Here is a 16536-nt window from a genome sequence, read left to right as displayed (position 1 = left end):
GTTAGGCGTGCCCGGTGTCCCTGGGTCAGGAACACCGGGAGTTTCTTATCTACTTCACCTGGGTGGTGGCGAAGTTATTAGTGGTGAGAGGGCTGATGTGATAGCCCTCTACGTTGTTGCGCATTGCAGTAAACATCCGGGTGTGGGCCATGCTGATCCACGGTTGATCCTGATTAAACAGGACCTGAGCCTGCTCATAGAGTTTCGCGCGTTCGGCCGGATCTACTTTAGCCCGTGCTTCGTCGAGCAGTGCCTGGAATTTCTCGTTGCACCAGCGCGCGTAGTTTTCGCCGTTCTTGGCAGCTTCGCAACTGAGCATAGGCGTCAGGAAGTTATCCGGGTCGCCGTTGTCGCCCGCCCATCCGGCCGAGACCATGTCGTGCTCACCGGCCTTGGCGCGTTTGAGCATTTCGCCCCATTCCATCACGCGGATGTCGATCTTGATCCCGACTTTCGCCAGGTCAGCCTGCATCATTTGTGCGCCCAGCATCGGGTTCGGGTTGGTCGGGCCGCCACCGTTGCGGGTAAACAGGGTAAACACGGTGCCTTCCGGCACCCCGGCTTCCTTGAGCAGGGCGCGGGCCTTGTCGAGGTCACGTGGCGGGTTCTTCAGGTCGTGGTTGTAGCCCAGCAGCGTGTCCGGGTACGGGTTGACCGCGACGGTCGCATTGCCCGGGCCGAACAGCGCGTTGACGTAAGCCGCTTTGTCGAAGGCGATATTGATGGCCTTACGCACGCGCACGTCGCTCATGTATTTATGCTGAGTGTTCATGCCGATGTACGAAACGGTCATCGCGTTCAGCTCATCGACCTTGAGCTTGTCGTCTTTCTTGATGCTCGGGATGTCATCCGGCTTCGGATACAGGGCGATCTGGCACTCGTTGGCCTTGAGCTTCTGCAGGCGCACGTTGTTGTCGGTGGCGATCGCCAGAATCAACGCGTCGGCCGGTGGCTTGCCACGGAAGTAATCCGGGTTGGCCTTGAAGCGCACCTGCGCATCCTTGGCGTAGCGCTGGAAAATGAACGGGCCGGTGCCGACAGGCTTGTTGTTGAGGTCGCCGGTCTTGTTGGCCTTGAGCAACTGATCGGCGTACTCGGCGGAGTAGATGGCGGTGAACGGCATCGCGACGTCGGCCAGGAACGGCGCTTCGCGGCGGGTCAGGGTGAACTTGACCGTGTGGTCGTCGACTTTTTCTACGTTTTTGAGCAGTTCTTTGAAGCCCATGCTTTCAAAGTACGGGAAGCCCACGCTCGACAGCTTGTGCCACGGGTGATTCGGGTCCAGCTGACGCTGGAAGCTCCAGACCACGTCGTCGGCGTTCATGTCGCGGGTCGGCTTGAAGTATTCGGTGGTGTGAAACTTGACGCCTTGGCGCAGGTGGAACGTGTAGGTCAGGCCGTCTTCACTGATTTCCCAGGTGTCTGCCAGGGCCGGAACGATTTCCGTGGTGCCAGGCTTGAAGTCCACCAGACGATTGAAGATGGTTTCGGCCACAGCATCCGCCGTGACTGCAGTTGTGTACTGGACCATATCGAAGCCTTCCGGACTGGCTTCGGTGCAGACCACCAAGGGTTTGGCCGAGACGCCGATGGCGACACTCAGCAACGCAGCCGCAACGGCCGCACGTAGGGGAAGCATTTTCATCGATAACCCTCTGCAATCGGTTGAAGACAAAAAGCCGAACGGCCGACTCATCATGAGTCAGCCGTCGGCTGGCGTTTTTTACAGGATGTTGAACGGGATGGTAGTCACGAGACGGAACTCGTTGATGCTGCCGTCAGCCTGGTTTTCGCTGGCGCGGTGGGTGGTGTAGGTCGCGCGGATCGTGGTGGCCTTGAGCGGGCCGCTCTGCACAGCGTACGAAGAGCCGATGCCGTATTCGTAATGGTGTTCGCCGTCCATGTTGCGCACGTCGTAAGCGGTGCCGACGTAGTGAGTACCGTCGATGCCCCAACCGCGAGCGCTGTAGGCGTTGAACTTCAGGCCCGGAATGCCGTACTCGGCCATGTTGATGCCGTAGGCGATCTGGAAGGATTTCTCGTTTGGTCCGTTGAAGTCCGACAACAGGGAGTTGGCCAGGTAGATGCCGTTGGTTTCGTGCAGGTAGTCGAAGTACTCGTTACCGTTCACTTCCTGGTACGAGAAGGTCAGGGTGTGTGCCTGGTGAGTCAGACCGAACGACAGCGAGTAGGTGTCGTTGTCGATCTCGCCCATCAACTTTTTGCCTTCGTCGACGGTCTTGTAGTAGTTCAGGCCGGTGGTCAGGCTCAGTACCGAGCTGTCGCCCAGTTCGTGAGTGGCGCCGAAGTAGTACTGGTTCCAGAAGTCTTCAGCCTGGGTCGCGTAGAGGCTGGTTTTCAGGCTCTTGAGCGGCTGATAGTTCACGCCGGCGGTGTTGACGTGGTCGGTTTCAACGCCGGTGTTGCTGTATTCGGTGCGGAATTTCGACAGGCTCTGTTCGGTACGTGGCGACACGCGGTCGAAGGTCGCGAGGTCGAACGACAGATTGTCGAATTCTTCACTGTGGATCGCCACGCCTTCGAAGCTTGAAGGCAGCGGACGGTTGCCGATAACGTCGACGATCGGGCTGCTGAAGTTCATGCGGCCGGCGGTCAGGGTGGTGTTGGAGATACGCGCCTTGACGTTGGCCAGACCCAGTTTGCTCCACTGATCGACGGCGTCGCCGTTGGAGTGGGCGAGGGTACGGTTGGAACCGCCCTTGATGTCTTCGCGGCTGCGATCCAGTGCAATGGCGTTGTACGCCGCGACTTCAGTGCTGATTCCCACGGTGCCTTGGGTGAAGCCCGAGGTGTAGTTGAGGATGGTGCCCTGAACCCAGTTGATCCGGCGCGAACCGGTCAGGGTTTCGCCGTGGCGTTCATAGCTGAAAGTGCCGCCGCGCTTTTTTTCTTCGTTGGCGTACCAGTTACGGGTCGAACCCGACAGGCTCTGGCCATCGATAAAACCCTTGGCTTCGGACTGGGCGCTGGTGCTGGCCAGTTGCGTCGGTATGAAGTCCTGGCTGACGCTTTCAGCATGGGCTCCGGCGGTGATGCTGCTGATGGCCAAAGCCAGTATCGCGGTGTTGCTCAGTTTCATGGGTGAAGCTCCTTTACTTTCTTTTTATGCCGGCTTTTTTTGGTATGCCGGTTATTGGTTTAGAACTCATTCACACATCGCAAACGTTTGCAAAAAGCCGGATTGGCGAATTTCGGCAAATCGCTTGCGTGAGGGGCTAGACAGCGCCCCTCAGCGTTGCGGCTAATCGTCTGGTTTAATCGATACCGACACCCGAGAACACGTTGCGACCGAACGGGCTGACTTTGAACCCTTCGATCCTCGCGCTTAACGGCTGGTTGACCGTCGAGTGGGCGACAGGCGTGATCGGCACTTGCTGTTTAAGCAATTGCTGAGCCTGTTTGTAGAGCACGGTGCGCTGGTCGCGGTCGGTGACGACCTTGGCCTGTTTGATCAGCTTGTCGTAAGCCGGATCGCACCACATGGAATAGTTGTTGCCGCCGATGGCATCGCAGCTGTACAGCGTGCCGAGCCAGTTGTCCGGATCGCCGTTGTCACCGGTCCAGCCGATCAGGCTGATGTCGTGCTCGCCATTTTTGGTGCGCTTGATGTACTCGCCCCATTCGTAGCTGACGATCTTCACTTTCAGACCGATCTTGGCCCAGTCCGCCTGGAGCATTTCGGCCATCAGTTTGGCGTTCGGGTTGTACGGGCGCTGCACCGGCATCGCCCACAGGGTGATCTCGGTGCCTTCTTTGACGCCGGCAGCCTTGAGCAGCTCTTTGGCTTTTTCCGGGTTGTAGGCGGCGTCTTTGATGCTGTCGTCGTAGGACCACTGGGTCGGCGGCATGGCGTTGACGGCCAGTTGGCCGGCGCCTTGATAAACAGCGTTGAGAATCCCTTGTTTATTTACCGCCATGTCCAGCGCCTGGCGCACTTCGAGCTGGTCGAAGGGCTTGTGGCGCACGTTATAGGCGATGTAGCCGAGGTTGAAACCCGGCTTGGAGATCAGCTGCAGTTTCGGATCGGCCTTCAGCGCTTCAACATCGGCAGGGCGCGGATGCAAGGTAATCTGGCATTCGCCGGCCTTGAGCTTCTGCACGCGCACCGAGGCGTCGGTGTTGATCGCGAAGATCAGGTTGTCGAGTTTGACCCGGCTCGGATCCCAGTAATGTTTATTACCTGTGTAACGGATGTTCGAGTCTTTCTGATAACTCTTGAACACGAATGGCCCGGTGCCAATCGGTTTCTGGTTGATGTCGCTCGGCTTGCCTTCGGCCAGCAGTTTGTCGGCGTATTCGGCGGACAGGATGGCGGCGAAGCTCATGGCGATGTTCTGAATGAACGCGGCGTCGACGCTGTTGAGCGTGAACTCCACGGTCAGCGGCCCGGTCTTCTCGACCTTGGCGATGTTCTTGTTCAGGCTCATGCCGTTGAAATACGGGAACTCGGTCGGATAAGCCTTACGGAAGGGTTGCTGTGCATCGAGCATGCGATTAAACGTGAACAGCACGTCGTCGGCGTTCATGTCGCGGGTCGGTTTGAAATACGGCGTTGTATGAAACTTCACACCTTCACGCAGGTGAAAGGTGTACTTGAGACCATCCTCGGAAATGTCCCACATGGTCGCCAGACCAGGTACGACATTGGTCGCGCCTTTTTCGAACTCGACCAGACGGTTGTAGATCGGTTCGGCGGCGTCGTTATCCGTCGCTGTCGTGTACTGCGCGGTGTCGAAACCCGCCGGGCTGCCTTCAGAGCAGAACACCAGACTTTTGCTGGCGGCGAAACTGGCGGACGAGGCGGCCAACAGGCCGGCGCTCAGCATTGCGGAAAAAATCAAGGTATGGCGCATGACGCTCCCTCTTTTTTAGTGTTGTTCAATGCGCCGTCGTCTCATCCGGAGACGTTTTGGCTGCATCGAGCTCAATCCAGTACGTACGGCAAACCGGTGGCCCACGCAGAAACTGGTCAGTACCCGACGGTAGGGGCCGCGGTCCTGGCAGTAAATGCGTAAATGCCTTAAAGCTCGTAGGAAAAGGCGACGCGTCCTATACCGCTGCGGTAGTCCGCAGTGGAATTGGCTGTAGGCAAATTCCTAAATTCCCGGCAGGTAAAACAACGGCGACGTCAAAAACGTCGCCGTTGCAGTGCCTTATTTGCTGACGCTGACGCCGTAGAAGGAGTTCAAGCCAAATGGGCTGATCTTGAAGTCCTGCACGTTGGCGCGCATGGGTTGATACACCGTCGAGTGAGCGATAGGTGTCATTGGAACTGCATCTTTGAGGACGTGTTGCGCCTGTTTGTACAGTTCAGTGCGCTTGCCCTGATCGGTCGTGCGCTTGGCTTCTTTGACGAGGCCGTCGAACTTCTTGTCGCACCACTTGGAGAAGTTGTTGCCGCTGAGCGAGTCGCAACCGAACAGCACGTTCAGCCAGTTGTCCGGATCACCATTGTCACCGCTCCAGCCAATGATCATGGCCTGGTTCTCGCCACCTTTGGAGCGCTTGATGTACTCGCCCCACTCGTAGCTGGTGATCTTCACTTTCAAGCCGATCTTGGCCCAGTCGGACTGGAGCATTTCAGCCATCAGTTTGGCGTTCGGGTTGTACGGACGCTGAACCGGCATCGCCCACAGCACGATCTCGGTACCTTCCTTGACGCCGGCTTCCTTGAGCAGCTGTTTGGCTTTCTCAGGATCGTACTTGGCGTCCTTGATGGTGGTGTCGTAGGACCATTGGGTCGGCGGCATGGCGTTGACGGCCAGTTGGCCGGCGCCCTGGTAAACCGAATCGATGATCTGCGGCTTGTTCACCGCCATGTCCAGCGCCTGACGTACGCGCAGGTCAGCCAGTGGGTTCGCTTCGTTGCTGCCCTTGACCTTGTCCATCACGTTGTAGGCGATGTAACCCAGGTTGAAGCCAGCCTGGTCAGGCATCTTCAGGGTCTTGTCTTCTTTCAACGCTTTCAGATCGGCTGGACGCGGGAACAGGGTGACCTGGCACTCGTTCTTTTTCAGCTTCTGAATACGTACCGACGGGTCGGTGGTGATGGCGAAGATCAGGTTGTCGATCTTCACGTCATCCGGCTTCCAGTAGTCCTTGTTGCCGGTGTAGCGGATGTTGGAATCTTTCTGGTAGCTCTTGAACACGAACGGGCCAGTGCCGATCGGCTTCTGGTTGATGTCGGCAGCCTTGCCCTCTTTCAGCAGCTGCGCTGCGTACTCGGCGGACTGTACCGAGGCGAAGCTCATGGCCATGTTCTGGATGAACGCAGCGTCGACTTCTTTCAGAGTGAACTTGACGGTGTGGTCGTCGACTTTATCGATCTTGGTGATGTTGGTGTCCATCCCCATGTCGGTGAAGTACGGGAATTCGGTCGGGTACGCCTTACGGAACGGATCATCCTTGTTAATCATGCGATTAAAGGTGAACAGCACGTCGTCGGCGTTGAACTCACGAGTCGGCTTGAAATACGGGGTGGTGTGGAACTTGACGCCTTCACGCAGGTGGAAGGTGTAAGTCAGGCCGTCGTCGGAAATGTCCCACTTGGTCGCCAGACCAGGAATCACGGCGGTGCCGCCGCGCTCGAACTGGGTCAGACGGTTGAACATGGTTTCGGCTGAGGCGTCGAAGTCGGTTCCGGTGGTGTACTGGCCTGGGTCGAAACCGGCCGGGCTGCCTTCGGAGCAGAACACCAGGTTAGTCGCAGCGGATGCGAAAGGTGCGGAGGCTAACAAGCCTGCGCCGACTAAAAACGGAATGACCGCGTGTTTAAGCATGTTGGCCTCATGATTTGTTGTCATTTTTTAGTTGTGAGGTACGACCTCGTGAGTCGTGCCTGCGGATACTTATGCAGGGGCCATACCCATTGCAAGATCCAGAGTGACTGCCGGCATCAAAGCGTGGCACGAACGTACCTTAATGTCGCATCTGTATAACTTCTGACGCATTTGACCGTTTGCGGGTGGTTTTTACGGTGCAAAACAAGCCCCAAAACGGTGCGCTGGTCACGTTGTGCGCGCCGCCTTGGGGCTCGGTGTTACTTATTTATACCCACGCCATAGAAGGGGGTTAGACCGAACGGGCTGATCCGGAAGTCAGTGACTTCCTTGCGCAGCGGCTGGAACACCGTGGAGTTGGCAATCGGCGTGATCGGCACTTGCTGTTTAAGGATCAGTTGCGCCTGTTGATACAGTTTTACCCGTTGATCTTTGTCGGTGGACAACTTGGCCTGTTGCACCAGTTTGTCGTAGGCCGGATCGCACCATTTGGCATAGTTGCTGCCTTTCACCGCCGCGCAGCTGTAGAGCACGCCAAGCCAGTTGTCCGGGTCACCATTGTCACCTGTCCAACCATAAATCATGGCGTCGTGTTCGCCATTTTTCGCGCGTTTGATGTACTCGCCCCATTCGTAGCTGACGATGTTGGCCTTGATGCCGATCTTCTCCCAATCCTGCTGGATCATCTGCGCCGACATCCGCGCATTCGGGTTCGAAGCGCGCTGTACTGTCATCGCCCAAAGGTTGATGGTTGTACCCGGTGCAACCCCTGCTTCTTTAAGTAGCACCCGTGCTTTTGCCGGGTCGTAAGGGGCATCCTTGATGGTCGGGTCATACGACCATTGCGCTGGCGGCAAGGCGTTTTGCGCCAACTGGCCGGCGCTCTGGTAGACGGCTTTGATGATCGCCGGTTTGTCGATGGCCATGTCCAGCGCCTGACGCACTTTTAGCTGATCGAGTGGTGCGTGGGTGGTGTTATAGGCGAGGAAGCCGAGGTTGAAACCGGCCTGCTTGAGCACGCGCAGGTTCGGGTCTTTTTCCATCACTTCGATGTCGGCCGGGCGTGGGTAGCCGCTGACCTGGCATTCACCGGCCTTGAGTTTTTGCAGGCGTACGGCGGCGTCCGGGGTGATCGAGAAGATCAGGTTGTCGATCTTCACATCTTCGGGTTTCCAGTAGGCCTGGTTGGCGGTGTAGCGGATTTGCGAATCCTTCTGGTAGCGCTTGAACACGAACGGGCCGGTGCCGATCGGCTTCTGGTTGAGGTCGGCGGCTTTGCCTTCTTTCAACAGTTGGGCGGCGTATTCGGCTGATTGCACCGAGGCAAAGCTCATGGCGAGGTTTTGCACGAACGCGGCGTCGACGTTGTTGAGGTTGAAGCGCACGGTTTGCTCGTCGAGTTTTTCTACCGATTTGATCGTGGTGTTGAGGCCCATGTCGGTGAAGTAGGGGGATTCGGCGGGGTAGGCCTTGCGGAAGGCGTTGTCCGGGTCGAGCAGGCGCTGGAAGGTGAAGAGGACGTCGTCGGCGTTGAAGTCGCGGGTGGGTTTGAAGTAGTCGGTGGTGTGGAATTTGACGTTTTGGCGCAGGTGGAAGGTGTATTGCAGGCCGTCGTTGGAGATGTCCCATTTTGTTGCCAGGCCGGGTTCGATGTCGGTGCCGCCGCGTTTGAATTGGGTGAGGCGGTTGAAGACGGTTTCGGCGGAGGCGTCGAAGTCGGTGCCGCTGGTGTATTGGCTGGGGTCGAAGCCTGCGGGGCTGGCTTCGGAGCAGTAGACCAGGGTGGTGGCGGCGTTGGCTAGCGGGGCGATTGTGGCCAGGGCCAGGGAGATCAGGAGCGGTTTTAGGGTGAATCTTGGCATGGAGTCCCCGGGAAGATTGGAGGTGGTTGTTGGTTGAGATTAGCGGGGAATAGCGGGGTATCGGAAATATCGTTTTTCTCGGGGGAGTGTCTATCTCGGTATATCTTGGCGTTTTTTATTGGGTGTATATCCGTTGCTTCGGTTATGGCGGCTTAGGGTTCCGCCCTTACGGCGGGTCACTTTTTCCAGACGCCGAAAAAGTAACCAAAAAGGCTTGCTCCTACGTGCGGCCCGCTCGCTGGGGCTCGGGGTTCCTTCGCTCCGGGATCGATCCGGGCGCAGCGTCTCCGGTTTGCTTCGCTGCACCTACTCCCGCTGTGTTTGGCTGCGCCCAACGGTCGCTGCGCTCCCACGCCCGGATCAATCCCTCCACTCAGCCTTCCGACGTCGCCCGTGGATCAAGATCAAGAGCAGGCGAGCTGACACTCGGCCTATTGAGTGGTGAAGAGCGCGGGTGTTCGGCCTTTTGATTTGTGGTGGGTTTGCCCCTCACCCCAGCCCTCTCCCGGAGGGAGAGGGGGCCGATTTGTGTGTTTTTCAAAGCCTCAGTTCGACGCGGTATCGCACGTCGGCGTAGTTCTCCCAAACACCTCGGTCAGTCCCCTCTCACTCCGGGAGAGGGCTAGGGTGAGGGGCTTTTGATCTGTTGCAGAATCTGAGTTCGACTCGGTATCCCGAGTCGGCGTATCTCCTCCAGTCCACGCGATCAGTCCCCTCTCCCTCCGGGAGAGGGCTAGGGTGAGGGGCTTTTGATCTGTTTCAGAATCTGAGTTCGGCTCGGTATTTCACGTCGGCGTAACTCTCCCAAACACCACGGTCAGTCCCCTCTCCCTCCGGGAGAGGGCTAGGGTGAGGGGCTTTTGATCTGTTTCAGAATCTGAGTTCGGCTCGGTATTTCACGTCGGCGTAACTCTCCCAAACACCACGGTCAGTCCCCTCTCCCTCTGGGAGAGGGCTAGGGTGAGGGTTGGCTTTTGGCTGTTTAAATTTGTGTCAAATAACCAGAATCTTCCCACAAGGTTTTCAGGTTGTCCGTCGGACGTGGGCTCTCTAGTCTTTGGCTGTCGCTGAAGACTCAGCGATCGGGAGGTGAGATTCCCGGTTATTGAATTTGGAAACCTGCACAACCCCCTCCATAATCGCCGCCAGCTCATGCTGTCAGCAGTTTTTATGGCGGCTATGTACGGGCGGACTTTTGTCCGGCCGGGTTGGTTTCCTTACCGGTAATCTCACTCCGTACATAGTTGCCACCTCATTTCTCGAGTGAGATCGGAAATGAATGGCGTCAGTTCATAAGGAAATTTTCCATGGATAAATTGATACCTGACCCACCCCTCGATACCCCACTCGAAGACGCCATCCGCGCCGACGACCAGATCAAAACCCGCGAAGCCATCAAGCGCGCCCTGGATTTCTACCTCAGCCCCGACCCGGTCAAACCCCGGCAGCCCAGCACGATGTTCCTGATCCAACCAAACATCGACACCGAAAGCCTGCTGGCGCATGCCTGTGAGTCACTCGCTTCGGCGAACACGTTAACCGGTAACTTTGCCGATCAGTTGGGCCGGCCTGAGCGCAATACGGCGTTGGCGATTCAGCAGATCATCATGCTGGCCGAGCTGGCGGTTAATCGGGCGCTGGATCGGGTTGATCCGCAGAACTGAAACCGCGTTATCGTTCTTCGCGAGCAAGCTCGCTCCCACAGGTGGAATGCATTTCAAACTGTGGGAGCGAGCTTGCTCGCGAAGACGGTGGTTCATCCACAGCAAATCCCAGGCACAAAAAAACCGCCGAACATTCACCGATCGGCGGTTTTTCATTCAGCTCAAATCAAATCAAATCACTGCATCAAAACTTCAATCGAACCATCAGCGGTCATGCTCACCTGGCTGGTGCCCGCTTCAACTTCCGGGGTCACCGGCGCCGAATCCATGGCCGCCGCTTTCATCATCATCGGCGCGCGCAGGTACGGTTGTGGATAACCGTTGCTGTTGAGGTTCAGATTGACGATTTTGTAGCCCTTGCCGCCCAGTGCATCGGTGGCCAGTTGGGCGCGGGCCTTGAAGGCGGTCACGGCTTCTTTGAGCAACTGGTCTTCACTGGATTTGCGGGTCGGGTCGGCGATGGCGAAGTCCATGCCGCCCATCTTCAGATCGCCCAACAGTTCGCCGGTGAGTTTGGACAGGGCGGCGAAGTCGGCGCTTTCCAGGCGCAGTTCGGCGCGTTCACGCCAGCCGGTGATCTTCTGGCCTTTGGTGTCGTAGATCGGGTAGCTGTTGCGGCTGCCCTGGCGCAGGGTGATGTCTTTGACTTGCTTGGCCTGGGCCAAGGCCTTGTTCATGGTGGTGCTGACGTCGGCGGCAAGTTTGGCCGGGTCGGTATTTTGCTCTTCGGTGTAGAGGGTGACGATCATCAGGTCGCGGGCCACTTCCGTGCTGACTTCGGCGCGCAGGGAGATCTGGTTGTAGTGCAGCTCATCGGCGGCCAGGGCCGGAAGGCTGGCGATGCTGCCGACGGTCAGGGCGAGAAGGGCGGCGCTGCGGCGAAATGTGTGCATGAAAGCTCCTTGATGAGGGCGCAGGTGATAGTTCGGGGGGCCTGCGTGAAACCATCAGACTCTAGCTTTTATGAGCTGGTTCGCCCAGTTACAACTTCTATACACATCGACGGGGCTGCTGCGCAGCCATTCGCGAGCAGGCTCGCTCCCACAGGGGAATGCATTTCAAAGGTAGGAGCGAGCTTGCTCGCGAAGAGGTCCTTATAGCCGCCGAATATGTTTTCGCCATGTGGTCGTTTGCCGCACTTTCGCCTCTCGGGCGCGTGGCTTGGTTATACTCCGTGCGATCCGCCTGGAGCGCTCATCAGGAGAGCTCATGCTCGCCCCCGTACAACTGACATCCGCCACTCGCCAGAACCTCTGGCGGCTGACTTTCATCCGCACCCTGGTGCTTGCCGCGCAGGCCGGCTCCGTAGGCCTGGCCTACTGGCTGCAACTGCTGCCGTTGCCGTGGGTGCAACTGGCGATGACCCTTGGCTGCTCGACGCTGCTCTGCGTGTTTACCGCCGTGCGGTTGCGCACCTCGTGGCCGGTGACCGAACTCGAATATGCGCTGCAACTGGCCTGTGATCTGGTGATCCACAGTGCGCTGCTGTACTTCTCCGGTGGTTCGACCAACCCCTTTGTTTCCTATTATCTGGTGCCGCTGACCATCGCTGCGGTGACGCTGCCGTGGCGCTATTCGGTAATCCTCTCCGGTATCGCACTGGCGCTGTACACCGTGATGTTGACGCGGTTCTATCCGCTGGAAACCTTGCCGGTGGCCCGCGAAAACCTGCAGATCTACGGCATGTGGCTGAGCTTCGCGCTCGCCGCGGCGGTGATCACCTTCTTCGCCGCGCGCATGGCCGAAGAGTTGCGTCGTCAGGAAGAATTACGGGCGATTCGTCGCGAAGAAGGCTTGCGCGATCAGCAATTGCTCGCCGTCGCCACCCAGGCCGCCGGCGCCGCCCATGAACTGGGCACACCGCTGGCGACCATGAGCGTGTTGCTCAAGGAAATGCAGCAGGATCATCCCGACCCAATGCTGCAGGATGATCTGAAGGTGCTGCAGGATCAGGTCAAGCTCTGCAAGGAAACCTTGCAGCAACTGGTGCGTGCCGCTGAAGCCAACCGGCGTCTGGCTGTCGAGATGCAGGACGTCACCGACTGGCTCGACGAAGCGTTGAACCGCTGGCACCTGATGCGTCCGGAGGCCAGTTACCGCTTCCACCGCCTCGGTCAGGGCGCCGTGCCGCGCATGGCGCCGCCGCCGGATCTGACTCAGGCGCTGCTTAATTTGCTCAACAACGCCGCCGATGCCTGCCCGGAAAACCTCAAGGTGACCCTGGACTGGGACGTCGAGAACCTGACCATCAGCATTCGTGACCACGGCGCTGGTGTGCCGCTGGCCATCGCCGAACAGATCGGCAAACCGTTTTTTACCACCAAGGGCAAAGGTTTCGGCCTTGGCCTGTTTTTGAGCAAGGCCAGCGTGACACGCGCCGGCGGCTCAGTGAAACTCTATAGTCATGAGGAAGGCGGCACGCTCACCGAGCTGCGCCTGCCCCACGGCGCCCGAGGAGACCAACATGAGTGACGAAATCCAAGTCGAAGGCGAAGAACTGCCGCATTTGCTGCTGGTCGACGACGACGCAACGTTCACCCGAGTGATGGCCCGTGCCATGGCTCGTCGTGGCTTTCGCGTCAGCACTGCCGGCTCGGCCGAAGAAGGCCTGACCATTGCCCAGGCCGATCTACCTGATTACGCCGCGCTCGACCTGAAAATGGACGGCGACTCCGGTCTGGTGCTGCTGCCCAAACTGCTGGAACTGGACCCGGAAATGCGCGTGGTGATCCTCACCGGTTATTCGAGCATTGCCACGGCGGTCGAAGCGATCAAGCGCGGCGCCTGCAACTACCTGTGCAAACCGGCCGATGCCGACGACGTGCTGGCCGCGTTGCTGTCCGAGCACGCCGACCTCGACAGTCTGGTGCCGGAAAACCCGATGTCGGTTGACCGTCTGCAGTGGGAACACATCCAGCGCGTGCTCACCGAACACGAAGGCAACATCTCCGCCACTGCCCGCGCCCTGGGCATGCACCGTCGCACTCTGCAGCGCAAACTGCAGAAGCGCCCGGTTCGTCGCTGAACCTGCGCTGAACGACTATCGCCAGCCCTCGCGATAAAACGCACCGATCTACTATGATCGGTGCGTGTCTGTTCTTTTCTATATCGAGCCTTATCCATGAATCAGAACGCTGAATATTCCGCGGTCAACGATGCTGTGCGCGGGCAGTTTTTTCGCAAGGTGTGGGCGATCATCACGCCGTACTGGCGCAGTGAAGAGAAGGGCAAGGCCTGGACGCTGCTGATTGCGGTGATCGCGCTCTCGCTGCTGAGCGTGGGCATCTCGGTGTGGTTCAACACCTGGTACAAGGATTTCTACAACGCGCTGCAAAAGAAGGACGAAGCGGCGTTCTGGCGCTTGATTCTGTATTTCTGCGGCATTGCGGCGGTGGCTATTGTCGGTGCGGTGTATCGGCTCTACCTGACGCAGATGCTGACCATTCGCTGGCGTGCCTGGCTCACTGAAAAGCATTTCTCGCGTTGGCTCGCCGACAAGAATTACTACCAGCTGGAGCAGGGCGGTTACACCGATAACCCGGATCAGCGGATTTCCGAGGACCTCAACAACTTCACCTCCAACACCCTTGAACTGGGCATCGGGCTGCTGCGCAATATCGTCAGTCTGGTGTCGTTCTCGATCATTTTGTGGGGCGTGTCGGGCAGTATCGAAGTCTATGGCATCACCATTCCCGGCTACATGTTCTGGTGCGTGCTGGTGTATGCGGTGGTGGGCAGTTGGCTGACGCATTTGATTGGTCGTCGCTTGATCGGACTGAACAACCAACAACAACGCTTCGAAGCTGACCTGCGTTTTTCCATGGTGCGGATTCGCGAAAATGCCGAAAGCATCGCGTTGTACAACGGCGAACCGAACGAGAACCGCCGATTGAGCGCTCGCTTCGGGAATGTCTGGCACAACTTCTGGGACATCATGAAAGTGTCCAAGCGCCTGACCTTCTTCACCGCCGGTTACAGCCAGGCGGCCATTATCTTTCCGTTCATTGTGGCTTCGCCGCGTTACCTTTCCGGCAAGATCGAACTGGGTGAACTGATGCAGATCAGTTCGGCATTCGGCAACGTGCAGGAGAGTTTCAGCTGGTTCATCAGTGCGTACCAGAGCCTCGCGTCCTGGCGCGCCACCTGTGATCGTCTGCTGAGTTTCCGTCAGGCCATGAGCGACAACGAGCAGCGCGTGCCGGCCATCGATGTGCAGAATCAGGGCAGTGAATTGAAGGTGCACAACCTCGGTCTGGATCTGGCCGATGGTCGTCATTTGCTGACCAGCGCCGACATGACCGTCGAAGCGGGCGAGCGAGTGATGCTCAGCGGGCGTTCGGGCAGCGGCAAGTCGACGCTGTTGCGAGCAATGGGCCATTTGTGGCCAGCGGGCCACGGCAACATTCGCTTGCCGGCAGCACGTTATCTGTTCCTGCCGCAAAAGCCGTATCTGCCGATCGGCACGCTGCGCGAGGCTTTGAGTTATCCACAACCGGGCGACACTTACGCGCCGGAACGTTATGCACAAGTGCTGGAAACCTGCCGTCTGCCGCATCTGGTCACGCGGCTGGACGAGGCCAATCACTGGCAACGCATGCTCTCGCCGGGCGAGCAGCAACGACTGGCCTTCGCTCGCGCGTTGCTGTACGCACCGCAGTGGCTGTACATGGATGAAGCGACTTCGGCGATGGACGAGGAAGACGAGGCGACGCTGTATCAGGCGTTGATTGATCAGATACCGGGGCTGAGCATTGTCAGCGTCGGCCATCGCAGCAGTCTGAAACGCTTCCATCCACGGCACGTGCGGATCGACAGCGGCCATTTGGTTGAACAAACCGTGACTGCCTGATCACCGCTAAACCCCTGTAGGAGTGAGCCTGCTCGCGATCGCGTTGGGTCAGTCACATTGAAGTTGAATGTGCGGACGTCATCGCGAGCAGGCTCACTCCTACATAAAGCGATGTAAACCGGAAAGTGATCGTACAACCCGCTTGAGCTATGATGCCCACAAGCCGAATTTTCGAGACTAGATGCACACCATGGAAAACCTGATCGAAACCCCGCGTCTCCCGCGCAAGCGCCGCAGCCTGGCCCAGGAACTGGTGACGGTGCTGAGCGAGCAGATCCGCGATGGCCTGCTCAAGCGCGGTGACAAACTGCCCACCGAGTCGGCGATCATGGAAGCCCATGGCGTCAGCCGCACCGTGGTGCGCGAGGCGATTTCCCGTTTGCAGGCGGCCGGCCAGGTGGAAACCCGTCACGGCATCGGCACCTTCGTGCTCGACACGCCGAGCCCGAGCGGTTTCCGTATCGACCCGGCCACCGTCGTCACCCTGCGTGATGTGCTGGCCATTCTCGAATTGCGCATCAGCCTCGAAGTCGAGTCTGCCGGCCTTGCCGCGCAACGTCGCAGCGCCGAGCAACTGGCGACCATGCGCGCCGCCCTCGATGCACTCAACGAAAGTGCTGCCCACGCCAGCGATGCTGTGGCTTCAGACTTTGCTTTCCATCTGGAAATCGCCCTGTCCACCGGCAATCGCTACTTCACCGACATCATGACCCACCTGGGCACCAGCATCATTCCGCGTACGCGGCTGAACTCGGCGCGACTGGCTCACGATGATCAGCAGCACTACATGAGCCGCCTGAGCCGCGAACACGAAGAAATCTACGACGCGATTGCCCGTCAGGATTCCGATGCAGCGCGTGCGGCGATGCGTCTGCATTTGACCAACAGCCGTGAAAGACTGCGCCAGGCCCATGAAGAGGCGCAGGCGCAGCGGGGTTAAGCGGTCAGGCCTTGATCCGTAACGTCACCGCCTGCGAAAACGGTTCCATGCTCGACTCATCGACAAACTTGTAACGCAATTCGACATCCGTATTGAGGTACGGATGCAGCGCCTCTTTGGGAATCTGCAACTCGATCCCCGTCAATTTCTCCATCTCGTCCTCGGCATCGTCCCAGGTGCCAGTGTCCACTTCTTCACCGGCCCATTCGGGCTCCTCAGGGTCGTTGCCGAGAATCGGATAAACACTCCAGTTCGCCGGAAAATCGCTCGAATCCGGGACCTCTACGATCAATACATCGGGTAGCACGGATAGCTGCAGGGTGAGGATGCCTGCGGCAGAAGAGGTCATTTGCGCGAGGGTCGGCGCAGCATAATTCACAAACATTTCGGTTTCCTTCGAAGGTCCGCCACGATCCTTCGT

At 58.4% G+C, this 16536-nt stretch carries 12 protein-coding genes; 5 read left to right on the top strand and 7 right to left on the bottom strand.

What is annotated here, in order from left to right; genetic code table 11:
- Positions 1-49 precede the first annotated feature (49 nt).
- The 5 genes from GTU76_RS06300 to GTU76_RS06280 form a co-directional block, all read right to left on the bottom strand.
- Entirely contained in the window at positions 50-1645 is a 1596-nt protein-coding gene (locus GTU76_RS06300) for an ABC transporter substrate-binding protein (protein WP_016985408.1), read from the bottom strand.
- A gap of 78 nt (positions 1646-1723) precedes the next feature.
- Positions 1724-3100 carry an OprD family porin gene (locus tag GTU76_RS06295; RefSeq protein WP_175555347.1) on the bottom strand — a complete coding sequence of 459 codons (1377 nt, stop codon included), beginning with the start codon at positions 3098-3100 and terminating at the stop codon, positions 1724-1726.
- Positions 3101-3275: 175 nt separating this feature from the next.
- Positions 3276-4874: an ABC transporter substrate-binding protein gene (locus GTU76_RS06290; protein WP_180698261.1), complete on the bottom strand. Its 1599-nt coding sequence runs from the start codon at positions 4872-4874 to the stop codon at positions 3276-3278.
- Positions 4875-5174: 300 nt separating this feature from the next.
- The gene (locus tag GTU76_RS06285) at positions 5175-6800 is read right to left on the bottom strand and encodes an ABC transporter substrate-binding protein (RefSeq protein WP_016985410.1); all 1626 of its coding nucleotides are present in this window, start codon (positions 6798-6800) and stop codon (positions 5175-5177) included.
- A gap of 260 nt (positions 6801-7060) precedes the next feature.
- Positions 7061-8662 (bottom strand): ABC transporter substrate-binding protein, encoded by a 1602-nt coding sequence (locus GTU76_RS06280; protein ID WP_180698260.1) that lies wholly within the window; start codon positions 8660-8662, stop codon positions 7061-7063.
- 1307 nt (positions 8663-9969) lie between these two features.
- On the opposite strand from GTU76_RS06280, the gene GTU76_RS06275 reads away from it, so the two are divergent.
- Complete coding sequence (locus GTU76_RS06275; protein ID WP_180698259.1) at positions 9970-10326, top strand: DUF6124 family protein; 357 nt, start codon at positions 9970-9972, stop codon at positions 10324-10326.
- A gap of 176 nt (positions 10327-10502) precedes the next feature.
- On the opposite strand, the gene GTU76_RS06270 is transcribed toward GTU76_RS06275, so the two are convergent.
- Positions 10503-11219 carry an SIMPL domain-containing protein gene (locus GTU76_RS06270; RefSeq protein WP_016984326.1) on the bottom strand — a complete coding sequence of 239 codons (717 nt, stop codon included), beginning with the start codon at positions 11217-11219 and terminating at the stop codon, positions 10503-10505.
- 316 nt (positions 11220-11535) lie between these two features.
- Between GTU76_RS06270 and GTU76_RS06265 the strand changes: the two genes are divergently transcribed.
- The 4 genes from GTU76_RS06265 to GTU76_RS06250 all read left to right on the top strand — a co-directional run bounded on the left by GTU76_RS06265 (position 11536) and on the right by GTU76_RS06250 (position 16115).
- Positions 11536-12798 (top strand): ATP-binding protein, encoded by a 1263-nt coding sequence (locus tag GTU76_RS06265; protein WP_180698258.1) that lies wholly within the window; start codon positions 11536-11538, stop codon positions 12796-12798.
- Complete coding sequence (locus GTU76_RS06260) at positions 12791-13351, top strand: response regulator transcription factor (protein WP_003221630.1); 561 nt, start codon at positions 12791-12793, stop codon at positions 13349-13351. Before GTU76_RS06265 ends, GTU76_RS06260 begins: the two co-directional genes overlap by 8 nt.
- A 96-nt stretch (positions 13352-13447) precedes the next feature.
- Positions 13448-15175 (top strand): ABC transporter ATP-binding protein/permease, encoded by a 1728-nt coding sequence (locus tag GTU76_RS06255; protein ID WP_016984325.1) that lies wholly within the window; start codon positions 13448-13450, stop codon positions 15173-15175.
- 190 nt (positions 15176-15365) lie between these two features.
- On the top strand, positions 15366-16115 hold the full coding sequence (locus tag GTU76_RS06250; protein WP_175555344.1) for a FadR/GntR family transcriptional regulator: 750 nt from the start codon (positions 15366-15368) through the stop codon (positions 16113-16115).
- A gap of 4 nt (positions 16116-16119) precedes the next feature.
- Here GTU76_RS06250 and GTU76_RS06245 read toward each other — a convergent pair whose 3' ends face one another.
- On the bottom strand, positions 16120-16500 hold the full coding sequence (locus GTU76_RS06245; protein WP_180698257.1) for a hypothetical protein: 381 nt from the start codon (positions 16498-16500) through the stop codon (positions 16120-16122).
- Between the last annotated feature and the right edge of the window lie 36 nt (positions 16501-16536).

The organism is Pseudomonas crudilactis (genome assembly GCF_013433315.1).
GTDB classification, from domain to species: Bacteria; Pseudomonadota; Gammaproteobacteria; order Pseudomonadales; family Pseudomonadaceae; genus Aquipseudomonas; species Aquipseudomonas crudilactis.
This window is presented reverse-complemented; position numbering and strand designations above follow the sequence as displayed.

Excerpts from the sequence above, each read along its gene's own strand:
- GTU76_RS06285 (WP_016985410.1), bottom strand. The coding sequence starts at position 6,800 with ATGCTTAAACACGCGGTCATTCCGTTTTTAGTCGGCGCAGGCTTGTTA.
- GTU76_RS06265 (WP_180698258.1), top strand. The coding sequence starts at position 11,536 with ATGCTCGCCCCCGTACAACTGACATCCGCCACTCGCCAGAACCTCTGG.
- GTU76_RS06250 (WP_175555344.1), top strand. The coding sequence starts at position 15,366 with ATGGAAAACCTGATCGAAACCCCGCGTCTCCCGCGCAAGCGCCGCAGC.
- GTU76_RS06280 (WP_180698260.1), bottom strand. The coding sequence starts at position 8,662 with ATGCCAAGATTCACCCTAAAACCGCTCCTGATCTCCCTGGCCCTGGCC.
- GTU76_RS06245 (WP_180698257.1), bottom strand. The coding sequence starts at position 16,500 with ATGTTTGTGAATTATGCTGCGCCGACCCTCGCGCAAATGACCTCTTCT.
- GTU76_RS06275 (WP_180698259.1), top strand. The coding sequence starts at position 9,970 with ATGGATAAATTGATACCTGACCCACCCCTCGATACCCCACTCGAAGAC.
- GTU76_RS06260 (WP_003221630.1), top strand. The coding sequence starts at position 12,791 with ATGAGTGACGAAATCCAAGTCGAAGGCGAAGAACTGCCGCATTTGCTG.
- GTU76_RS06270 (WP_016984326.1), bottom strand. The coding sequence starts at position 11,219 with ATGCACACATTTCGCCGCAGCGCCGCCCTTCTCGCCCTGACCGTCGGC.
- GTU76_RS06300 (WP_016985408.1), bottom strand. The coding sequence starts at position 1,645 with ATGAAAATGCTTCCCCTACGTGCGGCCGTTGCGGCTGCGTTGCTGAGT.
- GTU76_RS06290 (WP_180698261.1), bottom strand. The coding sequence starts at position 4,874 with ATGCGCCATACCTTGATTTTTTCCGCAATGCTGAGCGCCGGCCTGTTG.
- GTU76_RS06255 (WP_016984325.1), top strand. The coding sequence starts at position 13,448 with ATGAATCAGAACGCTGAATATTCCGCGGTCAACGATGCTGTGCGCGGG.
- GTU76_RS06295 (WP_175555347.1), bottom strand. The coding sequence starts at position 3,100 with ATGAAACTGAGCAACACCGCGATACTGGCTTTGGCCATCAGCAGCATC.